Here is a 22,116-nt window from a genome sequence, read left to right as displayed (position 1 = left end):
TTATTTTTTTATAAAAATTTTAACAAAATTTTTTCCTAAAAATAAATCTAATTGATTAAACAATTTATTATTAGGATAAATAAACGTTTTTTTTTTAAAATTATATATTTTTTTATTTTTTAAATTGTTTTCATAAATTTTTAATGGAATTTTGCCATTTTCATTTTCTTTTATTATTTTAAAAATGTTTTTCTTTATATTTTTTTTTATAATATTCATATCTAAAAATATTATAATTTTTTTTATATTTTTTTTTCTTAATTTTTCTAAAGTATTTATATCTTTTGCAATTAATCTAATATTATTAATAAAATTATCAAAAACTATCTTTCCTTTTACTAATATAATTTTTTGTTTTTTTAATAAACTATTATATTTATTAACTAAGTTATTAAATATTACAATTTCTATTTTATGAAAAAAATCATCTAATATAATATATATTATTTTTTTATTATTTTTATAAATCATACTTCTAATTGAAAAAATTATTCCAATAACTGAAACTGTTTGATTAATAAATTTATTTTTATAAAGTTTTTTTATTTTAATTATTTTTTTATAATATTTTAATTCATTATAATATTGAAATACTGGGTGAGAAGTTAAATACAAACCTAGAGAAGAGTGTTCTTTTTTTAATTTTTCTTCTAATGTCCATTGAAATTCTTTTTTTTTATGTAACATTATTATATTTTTATAATCTTCCTTAATAGTATTAAATAATCTTTTACAAATAATATTTTTATTATTAAAATTTTGTAATGATAATTTTATTATATTTTTAAGTATACCATATAAAATATATCTGTCTAATTTAAAACAATCACAAGCTCCAGAAAAAATTAATTTTTTATATACATTAAAAGTAATTTTTTTAAATATAGTTCTTATACATAAGTCTAATAAATTTTTAAAAACACCATTTTTTTTTCTTTCATCTATTATAATTTGTATAGAAGATATACCAATACCTTTTATTGCTCCTAATCCATAGATTATATTATTATCAAAAATAATAAATTTATAAAAACTATAGTTTATATTAGGTGAAATGATTTTAATTTTCATTTTTCTGCATTCATCAATTAAAGTTATTAATCTGCCTGTTTTATCCATTTCTAAATTAATAGCAGAAACAATAAACTCAGATGGATAATAAGTTTTTAACCACATAGTTTGATATGTAATCATAGCATATGCGGCAGAATGAGATTTATTAAATCCATAACCAGAAAATTTTTCTAATAAATTAAAAATTTTTTCAGCAAAGATTTTATCTATTTTATTTTTTCTAGCCCCATTAATAAAAATTTCTTTCTGTTTTTTCATTTCTTTATTATTTTTTTTAGACATAGCTCTTCTAAAAATATCTGCTCTTCCTAAAGTATATCCTGCTAAAACTTGAACAATCTTCATAACTTGTTCTTGATATAATATAATTCCATAAGTAGATTTTAAAATTGGTTTTAATAATATATTTTGCCAATTTTTGTCAGGATAATATGTTTTTTCTACTCCATGTTTTCTATTAATAAAATTATCTACCATTCCAGATTGTAATGGACCAGGCCTGAATAATGCAACTAAAGCTATTATATCTTCAAAAGAATCTGGTAATAATTTTCTTATTAAATCTTTCATTCCTTTAGATTCTAACTGAAAAATGGCTGTTGTGTTAGAATTCTTAAATAACTTAAAAACTTTATTATCATTTAAATTTATTTCATTAATATTTTTAAAATTTTTTTTGTTATTTTTTTTAATTAATAAAATAGTAGATTGAATTAAAGTTAAAGTTCTTAATCCTAACAAATCAAATTTTATTAATCCTATATTTTCTAAATCATTTTTATCAAATTGAGTAATAGAATTATTACATTCTTTATCAAAATACAATGGAACATAATTTATAATTTTATTCGGAGATATTATTATTCCACCTGAATGCTTTCCAACATTCTTTATGACTCCCTCTAATTTTTTAGATATATCTATTAAATTTTTAAATTCTTCATCATTTTTATATAAAGCTCTTAGTTCTAACTTTTCTATAAAAGCTTTTTTAATAGTCATTCTAAAATGTGTTGGTATAAGTTTTGAAACATAATTTATAAAACCATAAGGATATCCTAACACTCTTCCAACATCTCTAATAACTGACTTGGCTGACATAGTTCCAAAAGTTATTATTTGAGAAACATATTTTTTACCATATATTTTAGAAATATGAGAAACAACTTCATCTCTTCTATCCATACAAAAATCTACATCAAAATCAGGCATTGATAATCTTTCAGGATTTAAAAATCTTTCAAATAATAAATCAAAGTCTATAGGATTTATTTCTGTTATACATAATGCATAAGCTACTAAAGACCCAGCACCAGAACCTCTACCAGGACCTACTGGAATATCATTTTTTTTAGCCCATAATATGAACTCCATTACTATTAAAAAATAACCAGAAAACCCCATTTTATTTATTATTTTTAATTCATATGATATTCTTTTATAATATTCACTATAATTTTTATTTTTAAAATTTTTATTTTTAGATATTTTTTTTAATCTTTTCTTAATTCCTTCATAAGATTTTTTTATTAAATATCTTTTAGAAGAAACTTTTTTTTTAAAAAAATTAGGTAAAAAATATTTTTTTTCTTCAAATAATACATTACATCTTTTTGAAATTTCAACACTATTTTTTATAGATTCAGGTATATCTATAAAAATATTATACATCTCTTCTTTAGATTTCAAAAACTGATTTTTAGTATATTTATAATTTTTTAATTTAGATAAAGAAATACCCTTATTAATACATGTTTTAATTTTATGTAAATTAAAATCTTCCTTATTAAGAAAATAAACTCTATTAGTTGCTACTAAAGGTATTTCATAAATAAAAGAAACTTTTAATATTTTATTTATATAAAATTCTTCGTTAAATAATCCTATTCTGTTCAATTCTAAATAAAAGCATTCACAAAAATTTTTTTTAAAAAATAATATATATTCTTCTATTAATTTATAATCTATTTTAACAATATTATTATAATTTTTATAAAAAAAGTTATAACTCAATATTAGTATTAATCCTTTACTATATTTTTTTAAATAAGAAAAATGAATTCTATTAAATTTATATACTTTATTCATATTGTTATTTTGCAATATAGAAGAAATTATCATTAAATTTTTGTAACCTAAAATATTTCTAGCTAACAAAATTATTTCTATATCATTTTTAACAAAAACAATTTTTAGATGTAATCCTAATATTGGTTTTATTCCAAAAATATGTGATTTTTCATAAAATTTTAATGCTCCAAACATGTTTCCTAAATCAGATAAACATAAAGAGGGCATATTAAATTTACATGCTTTCTTAATTATATCTTTAGGTTTATTAAATCCATTAATTATAGAATATTCTGAATGTACATTCAAATGCACAAATTCAAAATTTTTCATAAAATTTCTCTAAAAAAAATAATTTTTATTTAAAAATAATTCTATTTTTTAATACATATAAAACTAGTAATACACACAATTTTACTCTTTACAAATACTTTACAATAAAAAACATATGAGTTTAAAATATTTTTAACTATATAAATTTTACCTATCATAATATTTTCTGGTTTAACAGTGCTCAAAAATTTTGCAAAATTTATTTTTGCTAAATAAAAAGTTTTTTTATAATTTTTTTTATCACTTTTGTATAATAATATAATAGCAGATTGAGCTAAAAATTCTACTATCAAAACACCAGGATAAATAGGATTTTTAAAAAAATGACCAGACAAAAAAAAATCATCTCTACAAACACTTTTTAATGATTTAATGTATTTATTTTTTTTAAATTTAATAACTTTTTCAACTAAAAAATTTGGATATTTATAAGGAACAAAAGTTAACAATTCGTCATAATCTATTGAAATATTTTTTTTCATAATTTTAAAGTAATTATATTAAAATATAATTTTGTTCATAAATTTTTAATCAAAACGAAAAATACATTTAATTAATAAAATTTATTTAAAATGTATTTTATTTAAACAAATTTAATTTTTATAACAACTATTCTTTTTTAATTTCTAATTCTTTTTTAATTAAAATTTCATCAATTTTGTTGATAAAAAAATCTGTAATTAATTGTATTTCCTTTTTTATTTTATATTTAAAATCCTTGTTAATTTTTTCTCCATTATAAAATTTTTTAAACTTTATTTGAGAATCTCTTCTTATAATTCTAATATTTATTTTAGCTTTTTCACCTTCTTTATTAATTATTTTAATTAAATCTATTCTTTTTTCTTCAGTAACAGATGGTATAGGAACAAAAATATCATTATTTTTTATATAAGGATTAAGACCAATATTAGATTTTAATATAGATTTTTTAATAACATCATTTAAAGATTTGTCAAATGCGCTGATTTTTAAAGTATTAAAATTATGAACTGTAACATTAGCAACATTATTTATAAAAAAACTATTATCATAACATTTTATTAAAATATTTTGTAATAAAGAAGTATTAGCTCTACCAACCTTAATGGAATCAATATTTTTCATAAATGCATTAATACATTTTTCCATATTATCATTAACATATTTTTTAATATTAGTAATCAAAATTTACCTCTATAAATTTTTAAATTCCACATTATTATAATTTAAAAAAATTTAATTATAATATAATTCAAATATAAAACTTTATTTTATATAAACTACTTTAAAAAAAAATTAAAACTTTTTAAATTATAACATCGTTTTAAAAAAAATATTTTTAAAAAAATTTATAATAAAATTTATCAGAAGCTGTTAAAAACAGCTTCTTAAAATATTAAACTTTATTTATATTCTCCAATTTCAAATCTTATAAATTTTTTAATTAAAACATTATTTTCTTGAGTAAACTCCTTTACAGTTTTTCTATCATCCATTGCTAATTTTTGCTTCATTAAAACTACATTAGAAAAAAATTTATTAATTTTACCGGAAACTATTTTTTCAAAATACTCTTTTGGTTTATTTAATTTAATAGACAACTCAGACTGAATAATTTTTTCTTTATCAATTATATCTTTAGGTATATCTTTAAAATTTAAATATTCAGGCTTGTTTGCAGCAATATGTAATGCAATATTATTTAATATTTCTTTATAATTTATATAATCTTTTTTTTTATTTTTAATTAAACTAGCAGATAATAATACTCCTATTTTATTATAATGAGAATAACAAGAAATAATATCCCCAGAAATAAAATTAAATCTATTAATTATGATATTTTCATTAACTTTATTTAATAATTCTATTCTATCATTTTCAAATACATTCTTTAGTTTAATTAAATTTTTACATTTATTTTTTAATGAATATTTTACTATTTCTTTTCCAAAATTATAAAAATTTTTATTTTTAGAAACAAAATCTGTTTCACAAAGAATTTCTAAAATTACACCAAAATGATTGTTTTTGCAAGAAAAAATAATTCCATTAGATGTTTTATTTATTTTTTTTTTTTCTGCTTTTATTATTCCTTCTTTTCTTAAGTTTAATATAGCTTTTTTTATATTTCCGTTTGAATTTAATAATGCATTTTTACATTCTAAAACACCTATTCCAGTAATATTTCGCAACTCTTTTACTAAATCATAAGAAACTTTATTCATAAAAAATTCCTATAATAAAATTAATATACTATTTAAAATAAAAAATTTTAAAATATTTATATTTTTTTGATAATATTTGTATCTTCTTTTTTAATTGCATCTTTTATAATATCTAAATATAATTTTATAGATTTTATAGAATCGTCATTTCCTGGAATTATAAAATCTATTCCGTCAGGACTAGAATTGGTATCAACTATAGCAAATACTTTTATTCCTAAACTGTTAGCTTCTTCTATAGCAATTTTTTCATGATTTGCATCTATAATAAACATTGCATCTGGAAGACCTCCCATATTTTTTATTCCACCAAAGCTATTTTCCAATTTATTTAACTTTCTAATTTTTAATAAGACTTCTTTTTTTGTCAATTTATCAAAAGTTCCATCAGAAGATTCTATTTCTAAATCTTTTAATCTTTTTATAGATTGTCTAACAGTTTTCCAATTAGTTAGCATTCCTCCCAACCATCTATTATTTACATAAAATTGTTTGCAAAATATTGCTGTTTCTTTGATTATATTAGAAGAAACTTTTTTTGTTCCTACAAATAAAATTTTGTTACCAATTTTTGAAATTCTTTTTAATTCTAATACAGCAGAATTTAATAACGGCAAAGTCTTTTCTAAATTTATTATATGAATTTTATTTTGAGTTCCAAAAATAAATGGCTTCATTTTTGGATTCCAATAACGAGATTGATGGCCGAAATGTACTCCAGCGTTTAACATATCTTTCATAGATATAGTTTTCATTAATATTCCTAAAATTTTAAAAAAAACAAAAAATAAATTATTTTTTATTATAAACTATAATAAATATTATAATAATAAAATTATTGAATAAATATAAAAATTAAAAAATATGAAAAATATAAAAATAAAAAATAAAAAAGAAATAGAAAAAATGAAATATGTAGGTAAATTAACAGCAAAAGTTTTAAACATGATAGAAAATTATATAGTTCCTGGTATAACTACGGAAAAAATAGATAAAATTTGTCATAATTATATTATAAACAAACAAAAAGCTATACCTGCATGCTTGGGATACAATGGTTTCCCAAAATCTACTTGTATCTCCATAAATGATACAGTTTGTCATGGTATACCTAATAATATAGACAAATTAAAAGATGGTGATATAGTAAACATAGATATATCTATAATAAAAAATGAATATCATGGAGATTCTTCTAGAATGTTTTTTGTAGGTAATGTAAAAAAAAAATATATACATTTATGTAAAACTACTAAAAAAAGTATGTATAAAGCTATTGAATCAATCAAACCAAATATAAGCATATCAACTATAGGATCTAAAATAGAAGAATATATATCAAAAAAAAAATTTTCTATAGTAGAAGAATATTGTGGTCATGGAATAGGTAAAATGTTTCATGAAGAACCTTATGTTCTTCATTATAAAAATAAAAATACAAATATAATTTTAAAAGAAGGAATGACATTTACAATAGAGCCAATGATAAATTATGGAAAAAAAGAAGTATATACTTGTAAGGATGGGTGGACAGTAAAAACAAAAGATAAAAGTTATTCAGCTCAATATGAGCATACAGTTTTAGTTACAAAAAAAGGATGTAAAATTTTAACATTGTAATTAAAATAAAATATAAAAAATATTAATAAATAATACATAAAAATGTTATAATATTTTTTAAATGTATATTAATATTTAAATAATTTCAATAAAGAGAAAAATATGAATAAAATAAAAGAAATTATAGAAAATTCATTTGAAAAAAAAGATAAAATTAATATAAAAGAAAAAAACAAAGATTTAAAAAACTCTATTAATAAAGTATTAAAAATGTTAGATAATGGAGAAATAAAAGTATCAGAAAAAAAAAATGGTTCATGGAAAACTAATGAATGGATAAAAAAAGCTATATTGTTAAAATTTATGTTATCTAAAAGTAAAATTATACATAGTTTAGAAACTACATATTATGATAAAATAAAATTAAAATATACAGATTATCATGATGAACAATTTGAAAAAGAAAAAGTTAGAGTAGTGCCTCAGGCTACAGTAAGATATGGATCATTTATAAACAAAAATAGTGTATTAATGCCATGTTATATAAACATAGGAGCTTATATAGGAAAAAATACTATGATAGATACATGGTCTACTATAGGCTCTTGTGCTCAAATTGGTGATAATGTACATATATCTGGAGGAGTAGGTATAGGTGGGGTGTTAGAACCAATACAATGTAATCCTACTATAATAGAAAAAAATTGTTTTATAGGTGCAAGATCAGAAATAGTTGAAGGAGTCATAATAGAAGAAGGATCAGTAATATCTATGGGTGTATATATTGGACAAAGTACTAAAATATATGATAGAGAAACAGGAAAAATATCATATGGAATAGTACCAAAAGGTTCTGTAGTAGTTTCTGGATCTTTACCATCCAATGATAAAAAACACAATTTATATTGCGCAGTTATAGTTAAAAAAGTAGATTCAAAAACATTAAATAAAACAAAAATAAATAAAATATTAAGAAATTGTTAAAATAATTTATAAAAAACATTTTGTTCTTCTGACAACATTTTATCGGAAGAACAAATTTTTTTAAGAATTCATAAATAAATATATATTTCTTTCTCCTCTTTTTATATAAAATATAAACATAGAATCTTTTTTAGATATTAAATTATCTAGCTCTTTAAAATCTTTTACTTTATTATTATTTATATTAATTATAATATCATCTTTTCTAAATCCTATTTTATATGCTTGACTTTTAAATTTTACATATTTTACTTTAATAATATTTTTCCCATTTTTAGAAATCATAGAAATTCCTAAACCTGGTATTTTATTATACATATTTAAATAATTAAGTTTAGAAATACTAATATCATTTATTTTTATAAAAAAATCTTTTATATTTTCATTTCTCATTATTTTTAGTTTTATTTCTTTGTTTAAAGGAAATGAATATATTTCAGCTTTAAATGATAAAAAATTATTTATTTTTTTATTATTCATAGATATAATTATGTCACCAGGTCTGATATCAAATTGTTCAGCAATAGAATCTGATATAATTTCACTTATAAAAATTCCATTATTAACTTTTAATTGCATTAATTTAGAAATAGAATCATTTACTTCAATGCCTATAATACCTAATTCTTTTTTTTGAACTTTACCATATTTAATTATTTGATCTATTAAATCTTTAATCATATTAGATGGTATGGAAAATCCTATTCCTATATTACCTTCTTTAGGAGATAATATAGCAGTATTTAATCCAATTAATTCTCCATTTAAGTTAACTAAAGCCCCGCCGGAGCTCCCTTTATTAATAGCAGCATCAGTTTGAATAAAATTTTCATAATTTTCAATATTTAAACCATTTCTACAAATAGCAGAAACAATTCCATAAGTTGCAGTATTTCCTAATCCATATGGATTACCTATAGCAATGGCATAATCTCCTATTTTAACTTTATCAGAGTCAAAAAATTTTATTTCAGTTAAATTTTTAGGATTTTCTAATTTTATAACTGCTATATCTGAATTTATATCAGCTCCAACAATTTTAGCATTAAAATATCTACCATCGTTTAATTTAACCTGTATGTCATTAGCATCACTAATAACATGATTATTAGTTACTACATATCCTTTTTTAGAATCTATTATTACACCTGATCCTAATGCATTAAAATATCTTCTTTCTAACTTTTTATTGTTTTTATTGTTTTTATCATTTTCATATGAATATAAAAAAGTATTATCATTATTATTTTCTTTGTAAAAAAGTTTAGATCCTTCTACATCTATACTTACTACAGAAGGCATTGCTTTTTCTAGCATGCAAGATAAACTAGGCAATTCTTGATAATTATGTAAACTTTTTATTTCAGAACAAAATGAATAATTTGGTGAATTTAATAAAATCCCTAAAAATAAAAAATATATAAAAAATTTAGTAAAAAAAATAATTTTGTTCATAACAATCTCTTATATAAAATTTTAAAAAAAACAATTTATAAAATTATATGATAATATTAATTAAAATGTTATTTATATATAATATATATATTTCATAAAATAAAAATAAAATTTTTATTAGAATATATTATTATAAAAAAATAAAATTTTTGAAAAAAAAGATAAAAAATATTTATAATATTATATTTTATTTAATATTATAACAATAAAAATTTATATAAAATAACAAAATTTAAAATTATATTTTTTTAAAAAAATAAAATTATTTAATTATTATTAAACAAAATAATAAAATTGTTATATAAAAAAAACAAGGTAAAAAAAATGTTAGGAGCGGACATAGTTGTAAAATCTTTAATAAAAAAAAATACGAAATATATATTTGGATATCCTGGAGGAGCTGTTTTAGATATTTATGATTCTATAAAAAGAATAGGTAAAATAAATCATATATTAGTTAGACATGAACAAGCTGCTACTCATATGGCTGATGGATATGCTAGATCTACTGGAAATATAGGCGTGGTTTTAGTAACTTCAGGTCCTGGAGCTACTAATGCAATAACTGGAATAGCTACAGCTTATATGGACTCTATACCGATGATAATAATTTCAGGACAAGTAGATTCTTCATTAATAGGATACGATGCTTTTCAAGAATGTGACATGATAGGAATATCTAGACCTATTGTAAAACATAGTTTTTTGATTAAAAAATCAGAAGAAATATATGATATTATAAATGAATCTTTCTATATATCATTAAATGGAAGAAAAGGACCTGTAGTAATTGATATTCCTAAAAATATATTATCAAATGAAGTAAATAAAAAATATTTTTTTTATAAAAAAATAAAAATAAAAAATAAGAACAAAATATATAACAAAAAAAAACAAATAAATAAAATATTTGAAAAATTAACACAATCTAAAAAACCTGTTATATATGTAGGAGGTGGAACAATATCTTCTAACTGTAGTAAACATTTAAAAAAAATTTTAGAAAAATTAAATTTTCCTATAACTACTTCTTTAATGGCGCTAGGATCTATATCAGGAAGACATATACAATGTCTAGGCATGTTAGGTATGCACGGAACTTATGAAGCTAATATGGCAATGCATTATTCAGATTTAATATTAGCTATAGGAGTTAGGTTTGATGATAGAACTACAAACAATGTTTCAAAATATTGCCCAAATGCCAAAATTATTCACATAGATATAGATCCTACATCAATATCAAAAACTATAAGATCTAATATATCTATTATTGGAGATGCAAAAAAAATTATTAAAAAAATAATTAAAATTTTTGAAAAAAAAAAATATAAAAATAATATAAAAAAATGGTGGATAAAAATACAATCTTGGAGAAGTATAAATAGCCTTAAATATAATAATAATTCAAAAAAAATTAAACCACAATATGTTATAGAAAAATTATGGCAAATTACGAAAGGTAAAGCATATATAGCTTCTGATGTTGGCCAACACCAAATGTTCACAGCATTACATTATTCTTTTGAAAAACCTAGATTTTGGATAAATTCAGGCGGATTAGGAACTATGGGTTTTGGGTTGCCAGCAGCTTTAGGTGTAAAACTTGCATTTCCTAAAAAAACTGTAATTTGCATAACAGGAGATGGAAGTATACAAATGAATATACAAGAACTTTCTACTGCAAAACAATATAACATTTCAATTTTAATAATAAATTTAAACAATAGTGTATTAGGAATGGTTAAACAATGGCAAGATATAAATTATTCAAGTAGATATTCTCAATCATACATGAAATCACTTCCTGATTTTGTAAAACTAGTAGAGTCATATGGACATATAGGAATAAGAGTAAATGAAAAAACACAAGTGTATAAAAAAATTAAATATGCTATAAATAAAACTAAAAAAAATAACTTAGTTTTTTTAGATATAAAAATAGATTCTTCAGAACATGTTTATCCTATGCAAAAAAAAGGCTTAGGAATGAACAAAATGATTCTAAAAAAATATTAGGAAATTTTTAATGAAAAAAAAATTATATATATTATTAGATAATAAACCAGGAGTTCTTTCTAGAATAATAGGAATATTTTCTCAAAGAGGATATAATATAGAAAAAATAATAGTAAAACCTTTTAAAAAAAATAGAAAAATATCAGAAGCATTAATAAAACTAAAAAATAGTAAAAATATTACAAATCAAATAAAAAAAAAATTATTAGGATTGATAAATATATCACATGTAAAAATAATTAAAAAAAAATAAAACAATATAAAAAAATTTATCTTATAAATATAAAAATAAAAATATATGAAAATATATAAAAATCATGTTTCAGTATTATTAAAAGAAGTAATAAAAAATTTAAAAATAAAAAAAAATGGAATATATATAGATTGTACATTTGGATTAGGAGGGCATTCAAAAAATATATTAAAAAAAATAAAAAAAAATGGTTTTTTATATTCTTTTGATAAAGATCCAAATACTTTGAAGTTTTCAAAAAAAATTGAAAATAAAAATTTTCATTTTATAAATGATTCTTTTGAAAATTTGTTAAAATACACAAAAAAATTTAATATAACAAAAAAAGTAAATGGAATATTATTAGATTTAGGAATATCTAAAAATCAAATATATGACAAAAAAAGAGGATTTTCATTTACTTTAGATGGACCGTTAGATATGAGAATAAATCAAAACATTGGTATTTCTGCTGAAGAGTGGATAAATAAAAGTAGTGAGAAAGACATATGTAAAATATTAAAAAAATTTGGAGAAGAAAGATTTTCAAAAAATATAGCTAAATCTATAATTAAACACAGAAGAAAAAAAAAAATAAAAAGAACATTAGAACTATCTAAAATAATAAATAATGTAATTTCTAACAAAAATAGAAAAAAAAATCCATCTACTAGATCATTTCAAGCAATAAGAATTTATATTAACAAAGAATTAAAATCTATAAAAAAAATATTAAAAGATTCATTAAAAATTTTAGCCCCAAATGGAAGATTATTAGTAATAAGTTTTAATTCATTAGAAGATAAAATAATAAAAAAATTTATGAAAGAAAATAGCATGAATTTAAACATACCAATAAAATTGCCTATAACAAATAAAGAAGTCAAAAAACTTAATTATAACAAACAATTAAAAATTTTAAAAAAAATAAAACCAAAAAAAAAAGAGATTAAAAAAAATCCAAGTTCTAGAAGCGCGATATTAAGAGTTGCTATATTAAAAAAAAAATAAAAATAAATTATATTAAATAATAATATAAAATATTAAATATTAAATTAAAAATTTTTAAATTTAAATTTTAAAATGCTATAATATTTATTTAAAAATTTTTTATAATATTCTTATTATATTAATAAAACTTATAACTTATGTTTGACAAATTTAAATAAATTATAACAAAACTTATAAGAACAAAAAATAAAAATTTATAAAATACAGAAATTAGTTTATATATTTTCTATATAAAAAATCTTAAAAAACAATATATATTTTAATAAAAATAAAAAATAAAGAATTTTATATTTTTTTATATTAAATTTTTGTTAAATAAAATTTAAAAAAAAATAAAAAAAATAAAAAAACATTATTTTTAAAACTTGTAAAAATAAAATTTTTTTTTAAAAAAAAAATAATTAATTATAAATTTTAAAATGTTATACATATAACATATAAAAGTGACATATAAAATGGAAAAAATATTAATTACAGGTATAGAAATAGGACATAACAAAATAGTTACATTAATAGGAGAAATACAAGACAATAATATAAAAATTATAGGAATAGGAAAAAACAGATCTGAAGGTATTAATAAGAAAGGAATATATGATCTAGAATCAATAAGAAGTTGTATCAAAAAATCAATAACAAAAGCAGAAAAAATGGCAAAACATAAAATAAAATCAGCATATTTGTCAATATCTCATGAAAAAATAAAATGTAAAAATGAAATTGGAATATTACCAATTTCTGGAAAAGAAATCAAAAAAAAAGATATTAATGACGTAATATATTCAGCTAAATCAGTAAAAATAAATGATGAACATACAATCTTGCATGTAATACCTCAAGAGTATTCTATAGATAAAAGAACAGGAATAAAAAATCCAATAGGATTATCTGGAATGAGAATGAAAGCAAAAGTACACTTAATTACATGCCATCAAGATATATATAAAAATATAAAAAAATCTATAGAAAAATGTAAAATTAAAGTTAAAAAATTAATATTTTCTGGCATAGCTTCTAGTGAAGCTGTATTAACTAATGAAGAAAAAAAATTTGGAGTATGCATGATTGATATAGGAAGTAATTCTATAGATTTAAGTTTATATCATAATGGATATTCTATATATAATCATGTTATACCATATGCTAGTGATTTAGTCACCAGTGATATATCATATGCATTTTCTTTATCTTATAAAACCGCTGAAAATATAAAAATAAAATATGGATGTACTACTATACCAATACTAGAAAAAATTAAAAATAATAATGTATTAGATAAAAAAGGGAACATAATAAAAAATGTTACAATACAAAAATTAATAGAAGTAATAGAACCTAGATATATAGAATTGTTAAATATAGTAAAAAAAAAAATTATAAAAATACAAAAAGATTTACACAAAAATGGAACAGAAATGGAATTAAAAAAGGGAATAGTTATAACTGGAGGGGGATCTAAAATAAAATTTCTCAAAGAATGTGCAAAAAAAATATTTTTAACACAAGTCAGAATAGCTATTCCTAAAGACATACAAGATAAAAATAAAAAAACATATGATCCAATTTATTCTACTGCAGTGGGATTATTAAAATATGTAATTAAAAACAAAAGTTTTAAAAAAAAATATAAATATAAAAATTTTTTAAAAAGCATTATTGACAAAATAAATAGTTGGATTATAAGATAAAATTTAAAAATGTAAGGGAAAAAAATGTTTGAAAATTTAGAGTCTATTAAAGAAGCAGTTATAAAAGTAATTGGAGTAGGAGGTGGAGGTGGAAATGCTATAGAACACATGATAAAAGAAAAAATAGCTGGAGTAGAATTTTTCGCTGTTAATACTGATTCTCAAGCATTAAAAAAAATAGAAGTAGAACAAACTATACAAATAGGAAAAAATATTACTAGAGGGTTAGGAGCTGGATCTAATCCAGAAATAGGTAAAAATTCTGCTGAAGAAGATAAAGAGTCTTTGAAAACTGCTATAGAAGGGGCTGACATGATTTTCATAGCAGCTGGAATGGGGGGAGGGACAGGAACAGGAGCTGCTCCAGTAATTGCCGAAATATCAAAAAATATGGGAATACTAACAGTAGCTGTAGTAACAAAGCCATTTGTATTTGAAGGGAAAAAAAAAATGCTATATGCAGAACAAGGAATTATGGAGTTATCCAAAAATGTTGATTCTTTAATAACAATACCAAATGACAAATTACTAAAAGTATTAACTAGAGGAATTTCATTATTAGACGCTTTTAGAGCAGCTAATAATGTTTTAAATGGAGCTGTGCAAGGAATAGCTGAATTAATAACTAAACCAGGATTAATGAATGTTGATTTTGCTGATGTGAGAACTGTAATGTCAGAAATGGGATATGCTATAATGGGAACAGGAGTATCATCTGGTGAAAATAGAGCGGAAGAAGCTTCAGAGATGGCTGTTTCAAGTCCTTTATTAGAAGATATAGATTTATCAGGAGCAAGAGGAGTATTAGTAAATATTACAGCTGGATTAGATCTAAAATTAGAAGAATTCGAAATAGTGGGGAATACAATTAGAAACTTTTCTTCAGAAAATGCAACTGTAGTAATAGGAACATCATTAGATGATGAAATGAAAGAAGAGTTAAGAGTTACTATAGTAGCTACTGGAATTTCTCCTGAAAAAATTTATAATACAAATAATATAAAAAATAAATCTCCTAAAGATATGTTATTAGAATATCAAAAAAAATATTTAAAAAAAAAATCTGAAGAAAAAAAAAATACTAAATTAAATAATATAAATAATAATAGTTACATGAAAAAAAATAGAAAAATGGATTATTTAGATATACCAACATTTTTAAGAAAAAATAATAAAAACAAAATATAATAAAAAAAGAGATAATTAAAATGTTCGGAAAAATATTTTATATAATAGATTATAATGATTTTATTACACACATTTTATCCAACACTATGGATTATATTTCTATTATGAAATTTTTATAAAAAATTTCATAAAAAAAAAATATTATTAAAAATATATATTTCAATTATTAAAAAAAATGTACAAAATAAAATTTACAAAAAACGCAATAAAAAAAATTTTAAAAATTAATAAAAAAAAATTATATTTTAGAATATATATAATAGGAGGTGGATGTAATGGTTTTAAATACGAATTTATAATAGAAAAAAAAATTAAAAAATATGATATAATTATAAAAAAATTAAATATTATAGTATTAATAGATTACATAAGTATACAATATTTAAAAGGAAGTAAATTAGATTATTTAGAAAATTTAGAAGGTTCTAAATTCATGATAAAAAATCCTAATGCTAAAACTACATGTAGTTGTGGTATTTCATTTAGTATATAAAGATGAAATTAATTATCAAAATGCTATTTTCATAAATAAAAAAACTTATAAAAAATAAAAATTAATATTATGTTAATAATAAATTTTTTTTTTAAAATAATAAATAATACACATTAAAAAACATATAAAAAAAATTAATTGTATTTAAAATATCTTATTTAAATGAGATATTAAAAATTTAAATATATAATTATATAATATAAAAAAAATACATGCATATTAACTATAATAAAAATTAAAACATATTTTTTTTATAAAATATGAAATTTTAATAAAACAATATGCATGTAAAATATATATATTAATAAATGAAACATAATATATATTACATATAAAATAAAAATTATTTTTTTTTAAAATTTTTATATAATATCAACACATTTTTTTTGAAAAATTTCAGAAGATAAACATATTGTCTCATATAAAGTAGGATGAGCATGCATAGTTAAAGAAATATCTTCAGCATCACAACACATCTCTATAGCTAAACTAATTTCTCCTAAAAGTTCTCCAGCTCCTGAACCTACAACAATTCCTCCTATTATTCTATTAGTGTCTAAATTAAAAATTAATTTTGTGATACCTAAATTATTATTAGAAGAAAGAGCTCTTCCGGAAAAAGACCATGGAAATTTTGCTACTTTATAATTCAATTTTTTTTCTAAAGCTTCTTTTTCCAATATTCCAGTCCAAGCTAATTCAGGATAAGAATAAATTATATACGGAATAACTTTAGGATCATAATAAATATTTTTACCATATATTATTTCAGCAACAATTTTACCTTGATAAGAACCTTTATGAGCTAGCATAGGATTACCTGTAACATCTCCTATAGCATAAATATTTTTAATGTTTGTTCTGAGTTTTTCATCCACTTTTATACTACCAAATTTATTTAAGTTTATTCCTACATTATTTAATTTTAAATTTTTTACGTTTGGTTTTCTTCCAACTGCTATTAAAATTACATCATATAAAATATTTTCATTAAAACCATTAAAATTATTTAAATTTACTAAAATACCTTCTTTTTTTTCAATGATTTTAACAATTTTAGTTCCTAATAATATGTTAAAATCGTCTTTAAAAGAATTTTTAAAAATTTTAGTAATATCAGAATCTAAAAAAGAAAAAAATTTAGAAGATCTTTCAACAATATCTACTTTAGAACCTAAAGCGCTATATACAGTGGCCATTTCCATTCCTATAATACCAGATCCAATAATTAACATTTTTTTAGGAACTTTAATAAAATTTAACGCATCTGTAGAATTCCATATTCTAGGATTATCATAAGGAATGTCTTGCAATTTAATAGCTTTAGATCCTGAAGATATTATAGCATTTTTAAAAAATATTTTTATTTTATCATTTGTATTATTTAAATTTAATAATATACTATTTTTATCATTAAAATATGCTGATCCATTTAATATTTTTATATTTTTACTTTTGGCAATACTTTTTAATCCATTATTTAATTTTTTAATTATCTTATTCTTTTCCAATATTATATTTAATATATTAATTTTTTTAACATCAATTTTTAATCCAAAATTATTTAATTTTTTTACTTCCTTTATAACTTTAGCAATATGCAACAAATATTTTGAAGGAATACATCCATTATTTAAACATACTCCTCCTAAAACATTTTTTTTATCTATTAAAACAGTATTTATACCTAAATCAGCTAACCTAAAAGCAGCTGAATATCCAGAAGGGCCAGAACCTATTACTACTGTATTAGTATATAAGTCTTTTGTCATATTAAACTCCGTTAATCTTATATTAAAGCATTAAACTTTGTTCTAAAAATATATTTATAAATTAAAAAATTATTCTATAATAAATTTATGAAATTTTTCTAATTTTGTTATTATAAAATTCATAAAACTAACAGCCTCAACTCCATTTATAACTCTATGATCATAACTTAAAGATAATGGCATTACTATTCTAGAACAAAGTTTTTCATTAACCAAAATGTTTTCATTCACATATCTAGAAATTCCTAAAATTGCAACTTCAGGATGATTAATTATAGGAGTAAAATAAGAACCTCCATAACTTCCTAAATTAGAAATAGTAAAATTTCCACCATTTAAATCATTTATATTTAAATTTTTTGACCTAGTTTTTTCTGAAAGAACTAATATATCTTCAGCAATATCAATAATACTTTTATTAATAACATCTTTTATAACTGGTATAAATATTCCATCTTCAGAATTTACTACTATTCCTATATTAAAATATTTTTTTAAAAATAAAACATTTTCAATTTGATTATAAGAACTATTAAAATTAGGAAATTTTTCTAAAGCTAAACCTATTGCTTTAACAATAAAAGGTAATAATGTAACTTTTAATTTTGATTTTTCGTCTAAACAAATACATAAATTAACATTTTTTCTAAACTTCTCCAATTTTGTAATATCAACTTTGTCAAATTGAGTAACATGAGGTATTGTTGACCAACTTTCTTCTAAATTTCTTGAAGTAACTTTTTGAATTTTATTTAAAAAAGTTTTTTTTACGTTACCAAATTTTTCAAAATTAAATTTCTTTTCTGTTGAATTTATTTTATTTTGTTTTAAATTATTTCTTTCATTATTTTTTAAATAATTTTCAAAATCTTTTTTAGAAATTCTTCCCTTTAATCCTGTAGATTTTACATCATATAAATTTATATTATTTTTACGAGCTAATCTTCTAATCATAGGGGTAGCATATATTTGTTTTTTATCAAAATTCTCTTCTTTATTTTTTTTAATATCATAATTTTTTGTATATGTTATATTTTTATCTTCTTTACTATTTACGTCTAATAAAAGTATTTCAGAATTCGTTTTAATTTTATCACCCACATTAACAAAAATTTTTTTTATAATTCCATTATATTTTGAAGGTATTTCTATAGAAGTTTTTTCTCCTTCTATTGTTATTAATCCTTGATCTTTTGATATATGATCTCCAATTTTAACTAAAATTTCTATTATTTCTAATTCTTCTTCTCCTATATCAGGAACTTTAACTATATTGTACACTATTAAAACCTCTTAAAATAAACGGGGATTATTCTTTTTTTTATTTATATTAAATTTTTTAATTGCATTTAATAAAACTTCTTTTTTTATAATATTTAATTTATATAATTCATTTAATGCTGCTATAACAATATAAAATTCATTTATTTCAAAATATTCTCTTAATTTTTCTCTACTATCTGATTTTCCAAATCCATCTGTTCCTAAAACTACATATTTATTAGTAGGCACATATTTTCTTATTTGCTCCGCAAACAATTTCATATAATCAGTGGCTGCTATAGCAGGACTATTATTCATTATTTTTTTTACATAAGGATTTTTTAACTTACCAGGATTAAGCATATTCCATCTGTCACAATCTTGACCATTTCTTGCTAATTCAGTAAAAGAAGTAACACTATAAATATCTGAAGATATATTATATTTCTTAGACAAAATTTTACCAGCAATGCACACTTTTTGCAATATTGCCCCAGATCCTAATAATTGAACATTACATAATGTGCCTTTATTTTTTTTTAACTTATATATACCTTTGCAAATTCCATATTCAGAATTTTTTGGAATTTTAGGCATCTTATAATTTTCATTAGTAACAGTTATATAATAATATATATTTTCTTGATTATCACCATACATTCTATATATTCCATTTTGAATTATTACTGCTAATTCATAAGAATAAGCTGGATCAAATGATAAACAATTAGGTATAGTCAAAGATTGAATATGACTATGACCATCTTCATGCTGTAATCCTTCTCCATTTAAAGTAGTTCTTCCTGAAACAGCTCCTATTAAAAATCCTCTAGCTTGTTGATCTCCAGCCGCCCATAACAAATCTCCTATTCTTTGAAATCCAAATATAGAATAATATATATAAAAAGGTATAACTGGAAAATTATTATTACTATAAGAAGTAGCAGCAGATAACCAAGAAGCGCAAGCTCCTAATTCATTTATTCCTTCTTGTAACATTTGTCCTTTAATATCTTCTCTATAATATAATAGACTATTTTTGTCTTGAGAAATATATTTTTGCCCTTCAGAATTGTAAATCCCAATTTTTCTAAATAAACCCTCCATTCCAAATGTTCTTGCTTCATCAGCTATTATAGGAACAATTCTGTCTTTTATAAATTTATCTTTTAGTAAAATGTTTAATACTCTAACAAAAGAAATTGTTGTTGAGATTTTTTTATTTTGTTTTTTTAATAAAATTTTAAAATTATTTATTGAAGGTATAGTTAATTTATTAGTAAATTTTTCTAATCTAAAAGGAACATAACCACCTAATTTTTCTCTTTGATCATTTATATATTCATATTCTTCAGATTTTTTAGAAAATTTTACATAAGATAATTTTTCAATTGAACTAACATCCAATGGTATAGAAAATCTATTTCTAATATCTATTAAAGATTTTATATTAATATTTTTTAATTGATGCGATATATTTTTACTTTCTCCTATTTCCCCTAAACCATATCCTTTAACTGTGTGAAATAAAATAACTATAGGTTTACCTTTAATATTATTAGCTTTGTTTATAGCATTAAATATTTTTATAGAATCATGACCACCTCTTTTTAATTTAAATATTTCATTATCAGTCATATTTTTAACTAAATCATAAGTTTCTGTATATTTTCCAAAAAAATTTTTTCTTATAAAATTTCCATCTTTAGATTTAAAATTTTGATAATCACCATCTAAAGTTTCATTCATTAATTTAACAAGTTTTCCAGAATAATCTTTTTCCAACAATTTATCCCAACTACTACCCCATACCACTTTTATAACTTTCCATCCTGCTCCTAAAAAAAAAGATTCTAATTCATTAATAATTTTGCCATTTCCATTAACTAAACCGTCTAATCTCTGTAAATTACAATTTATTATAAAAATTAAATTATCTAATTTTTCTCTAGCTGCTATTGATATCAATCCTTTAGATTCAGGTTCATCCATTTCTCCATCTCCTAAAAAAGCATAAACTTTTTGAGTAGTAGTATCTTTTAAACATCTATTTTTTAAATATTTTAGAAATTTTGCTTGATAAATTGAACATACAGAAGTTAATCCCATAGACACAGTAGGAAATTGCCAAAAATTAGGCATTAATTTAGGATGAGGGTATGAAGACAAACCATTTCCATCGACTTCTTGTCTAAAATTATCCATTTGATTTTCTGTAATTCTATTCTCTAAAAATGCTCTAGAATATATTCCCGGAGAAATATGTCCTTGAAAATATATTAAATCTCCAGTTTTTTTTTCATCAGATCCCTTAAAAAAATGGTTAAAACAAACATCATATATATTTGCTGAAGATTGAAAAGAAGAAATATGACCTCCTAAATCTAATTTTTTATTGTATGATTTCACAACCATAATAATTGCATTCCATCTCATAAAAGATCTTATCTTTTTTTCAATATCTAAATTTCCAGGATATTTTTTTTCTTTATTTTTATGTATAGAATTTATATAATCAGTAATTAAATTTCTTTTTTTATTAAAATTAATTCCATATTTAATAGAAGTATTAAATATTTTTTTTAATAAAAATTTAGTTCTAACAACTCCTTTTCTATTTATAACTGATTTTATAGATTGTATCCATTCATTTATTTCTTCTTTATCTGAATTAAAACTTAAATTTTTTGACATAAAAATATCCTAATTTTTAATAAAAAAAATAAAATCAAATTATTTTTAACTTGTACATAAAAGTAATTTT

At 20.2% G+C, this 22,116-nt stretch carries 17 protein-coding genes; 8 read left to right on the top strand and 9 right to left on the bottom strand.

Annotated features, from left to right (window positions below):
* The 5 genes from dnaE to rpsB all read right to left on the bottom strand — a co-directional run bounded on the left by dnaE (position 1) and on the right by rpsB (position 6,442).
* Positions 1-3,477, bottom strand: coding sequence for a DNA polymerase III subunit alpha (dnaE, locus tag RJD23_RS00815; protein ID WP_343188363.1), 3,477 nt, complete (start codon positions 3,475-3,477; stop codon positions 1-3).
* 41 nt (positions 3,478-3,518) lie between these two features.
* A complete protein-coding gene (locus RJD23_RS00810; RefSeq protein WP_343188362.1) occupies positions 3,519-3,959 on the bottom strand; it encodes a 3-hydroxyacyl-ACP dehydratase FabZ family protein in 441 nt (146 codons plus the stop codon).
* A gap of 127 nt (positions 3,960-4,086) precedes the next feature.
* The gene (frr, locus tag RJD23_RS00805) at positions 4,087-4,644 is read right to left on the bottom strand and encodes a ribosome recycling factor (RefSeq protein ID WP_343188361.1); all 558 of its coding nucleotides are present in this window, start codon (positions 4,642-4,644) and stop codon (positions 4,087-4,089) included.
* Between the two features lie 218 nt (positions 4,645-4,862).
* Positions 4,863-5,687 (bottom strand): translation elongation factor Ts, encoded by an 825-nt coding sequence (gene tsf, locus RJD23_RS00800; protein ID WP_343188360.1) that lies wholly within the window; start codon positions 5,685-5,687, stop codon positions 4,863-4,865.
* Positions 5,688-5,743: 56 nt separating this feature from the next.
* The gene (rpsB, locus tag RJD23_RS00795) at positions 5,744-6,442 is read right to left on the bottom strand and encodes a 30S ribosomal protein S2 (protein ID WP_343188359.1); all 699 of its coding nucleotides are present in this window, start codon (positions 6,440-6,442) and stop codon (positions 5,744-5,746) included.
* A gap of 109 nt (positions 6,443-6,551) precedes the next feature.
* On the opposite strand from rpsB, the gene map reads away from it, so the two are divergent.
* Complete coding sequence (gene map / locus RJD23_RS00790; protein ID WP_343188358.1) at positions 6,552-7,307, top strand: type I methionyl aminopeptidase; 756 nt, start codon at positions 6,552-6,554, stop codon at positions 7,305-7,307.
* 102 nt (positions 7,308-7,409) lie between these two features.
* Positions 7,410-8,231, top strand: a complete 822-nt coding sequence (dapD, locus tag RJD23_RS00785; protein WP_343188357.1) for a 2,3,4,5-tetrahydropyridine-2,6-dicarboxylate N-succinyltransferase — start codon at positions 7,410-7,412, stop codon at positions 8,229-8,231.
* A gap of 60 nt (positions 8,232-8,291) precedes the next feature.
* Here dapD and RJD23_RS00780 read toward each other — a convergent pair whose 3' ends face one another.
* Entirely contained in the window at positions 8,292-9,686 is a 1,395-nt protein-coding gene (locus RJD23_RS00780; RefSeq protein WP_343188356.1) for a Do family serine endopeptidase, read from the bottom strand.
* Positions 9,687-10,010: 324 nt separating this feature from the next.
* Between RJD23_RS00780 and ilvB the strand changes: the two genes are divergently transcribed.
* The 6 genes from ilvB to erpA all read left to right on the top strand — a co-directional run bounded on the left by ilvB (position 10,011) and on the right by erpA (position 16,317).
* Complete coding sequence (gene ilvB, locus RJD23_RS00775; RefSeq protein WP_343188355.1) at positions 10,011-11,705, top strand: biosynthetic-type acetolactate synthase large subunit; 1,695 nt, start codon at positions 10,011-10,013, stop codon at positions 11,703-11,705.
* A 10-nt stretch (positions 11,706-11,715) separates the two neighbouring features.
* Positions 11,716-11,958, top strand: a complete 243-nt coding sequence (gene ilvN, locus RJD23_RS00770; protein WP_343188354.1) for an acetolactate synthase small subunit — start codon at positions 11,716-11,718, stop codon at positions 11,956-11,958.
* 45 nt (positions 11,959-12,003) lie between these two features.
* Positions 12,004-12,948, top strand: a complete 945-nt coding sequence (gene rsmH, locus RJD23_RS00765) for a 16S rRNA (cytosine(1402)-N(4))-methyltransferase RsmH (RefSeq protein WP_343188353.1) — start codon at positions 12,004-12,006, stop codon at positions 12,946-12,948.
* A 455-nt stretch (positions 12,949-13,403) separates the two neighbouring features.
* Positions 13,404-14,636 (top strand): cell division protein FtsA, encoded by a 1,233-nt coding sequence (ftsA, locus tag RJD23_RS00760; protein ID WP_343188352.1) that lies wholly within the window; start codon positions 13,404-13,406, stop codon positions 14,634-14,636.
* Between the two features lie 24 nt (positions 14,637-14,660).
* Positions 14,661-15,824, top strand: coding sequence for a cell division protein FtsZ (gene ftsZ, locus RJD23_RS00755; protein ID WP_343188351.1), 1,164 nt, complete (start codon positions 14,661-14,663; stop codon positions 15,822-15,824).
* Between the two features lie 175 nt (positions 15,825-15,999).
* Positions 16,000-16,317 (top strand): iron-sulfur cluster insertion protein ErpA, encoded by a 318-nt coding sequence (gene erpA / locus RJD23_RS00750; protein ID WP_343188350.1) that lies wholly within the window; start codon positions 16,000-16,002, stop codon positions 16,315-16,317.
* A gap of 362 nt (positions 16,318-16,679) precedes the next feature.
* Here erpA and lpdA read toward each other — a convergent pair whose 3' ends face one another.
* The 3 genes from lpdA to aceE form a co-directional block, all read right to left on the bottom strand.
* A complete protein-coding gene (gene lpdA / locus RJD23_RS00745; RefSeq protein WP_343188349.1) occupies positions 16,680-18,089 on the bottom strand; it encodes a dihydrolipoyl dehydrogenase in 1,410 nt (469 codons plus the stop codon).
* 69 nt (positions 18,090-18,158) lie between these two features.
* Positions 18,159-19,370 (bottom strand): 2-oxo acid dehydrogenase subunit E2, encoded by a 1,212-nt coding sequence (locus RJD23_RS00740; protein ID WP_343188348.1) that lies wholly within the window; start codon positions 19,368-19,370, stop codon positions 18,159-18,161.
* A 12-nt stretch (positions 19,371-19,382) separates the two neighbouring features.
* The gene (aceE, locus tag RJD23_RS00735) at positions 19,383-22,046 is read right to left on the bottom strand and encodes a pyruvate dehydrogenase (acetyl-transferring), homodimeric type (protein ID WP_343188347.1); all 2,664 of its coding nucleotides are present in this window, start codon (positions 22,044-22,046) and stop codon (positions 19,383-19,385) included.
* Between the last annotated feature and the right edge of the window lie 70 nt (positions 22,047-22,116).

Source organism: Buchnera aphidicola (Ceratoglyphina bambusae) (genome assembly GCF_039363085.1).
Lineage (GTDB): Bacteria > Pseudomonadota > Gammaproteobacteria > Enterobacterales > Enterobacteriaceae > Buchnera_G > Buchnera_G aphidicola_E.
This window is presented reverse-complemented; position numbering and strand designations above follow the sequence as displayed.